The sequence below is a fragment of the Azohydromonas lata NBRC 102462 genome, from assembly GCF_001571085.1.
In the GTDB taxonomy this organism is placed as follows: domain Bacteria; phylum Pseudomonadota; class Gammaproteobacteria; order Burkholderiales; family Burkholderiaceae_C; genus Azohydromonas; species Azohydromonas lata.
Genome location: NZ_BCTC01000266.1, coordinates 1 through 1,398 on the forward strand (window position 1 = coordinate 1; position 1,398 = coordinate 1,398).

The following is a 1,398-nucleotide window of genomic DNA, read 5'->3' on the forward strand; positions in this document are numbered from 1 at the left end:
CCAAGGAGCGCACGGCATGAGCAACTCCGTGTTGAAAGTCAGCGGCGTGAGCAAGCGCTTCGGCGGCCTGCAGGCGCTCTCCGATGTGGGTATCGACATCCGCGCCGGCCAGGTCTATGGGCTGATCGGCCCCAACGGCGCCGGCAAGACCACCTTCTTCAACGTCATCACCGGTTTGTACACGCCCGACACCGGCACGTTCGAGCTGGGCGGCGCGCCCTACAAGCCGGCGGCGGTGCACGAGGTGGCCAAGGCCGGCATTGCCCGCACCTTCCAGAACATCCGCCTCTTTCCCGAGATGACGGCGCTGGAAAACGTGATGGTGGGCCGCCACGTGCGCACGGGCTCCGGCCTCGTGGGCGCGGTGTTCCGCACCAAGAGTTTCAAGGACGAGGAAGCCAGGATCCGCGCCCGCGCCCAGGAGCTGATGGACTACGTGGGCATCGGCCGCTACGCCGAGTTCAAGGCGCGCACGCTGTCCTACGGCGACCAGCGCCGCCTGGAGATCGCCCGCGCCCTGGCGACGGACCCCAAGCTCATCGCCCTGGACGAGCCGGCCGCCGGCATGAACGCCACGGAAAAAGTCGTGCTGCGCGAGCTGATCGACCGCATCCGCAAGGACGGCCGCACCATCCTCATCATCGAGCACGACGTGAAGCTGATGATGGGCCTGTGCGACCGCGTGACGGTGCTGGACTACGGCAAGCAGATCGCCGACGGCACGCCCGCCGAGGTGCAGAAGAATCCCAAGGTGATCGAGGCCTACCTCGGCGCCGGCCAGCATTGAAGGAGCAGGCATGACGACAAGCAACACCATGCTCAAGGTCAACGGCCTGAAGGTGGCCTACGGCGGCATCCAGGCCGTCAAGGGCATCAGCTTCGAGGTGCAGCAAGGCGAGCTCATCAGCCTCATCGGCGCCAACGGCGCGGGCAAGACCACGACCTTGAAGGCCGTGACGGGCACGCAGCCCATGGCCGCGGGCGACATCGAGTTCCTGGGCAAGCCCATTCGCGGACGCGGCGCCTGGGACCTGGTGAAGGACGGCCTGGTGATGGTTCCTGAGGGGCGAGGCACCTTCACGCGCATGACCATCACCGAGAACCTGCAGATGGGCGCGTTCATCCGCAACGACCGCGAGATCGAGGCCGACATCGAGAAGGTGTTCACCTTGTTCCCGCGCCTGAAGGAGCGCCGCGCGCAGCTCGCCGGCACCATGAGCGGCGGCGAGCAGCAGATGCTGGCCATGGGCCGCGCGCTGATGGCGCGCCCCAAGCTGCTGATCCTGGACGAGCCCTCCATGGGCCTGTCGCCCATCATGGTGGACAAGATCTTCGAGGTCGTGAACGACGTGCACCGGCAGGGCATGACGGTGCTGCTGGTGGAGCAGAACGCCAGCC

The 1,398-nt window shown here is 66.8% G+C and carries 2 protein-coding genes; both read left to right on the forward strand.

The window, feature by feature from the left end; genetic code table 11:
• Positions 1-16: 16 nt before the first annotated feature.
• Positions 17-787, forward strand: coding sequence for an ABC transporter ATP-binding protein (locus tag ALA01S_RS31000; RefSeq protein ID WP_066343620.1), 771 nt, complete (start codon positions 17-19; stop codon positions 785-787).
• Positions 788-815: 28 nt separating this feature from the next.
• The coding region (locus ALA01S_RS31005; RefSeq protein WP_066343623.1) for an ABC transporter ATP-binding protein at positions 816-1,398 on the forward strand (583 nt) is incomplete at its 3' end.

What these genes read in the sequence shown, in the direction of transcription:
- ALA01S_RS31000 (WP_066343620.1), top strand. Translation starts at nt 17, where the DNA reads ATGAGCAACTCCGTGTTGAAAGTCAGCGGCGTGAGCAAGCGCTTCGGC.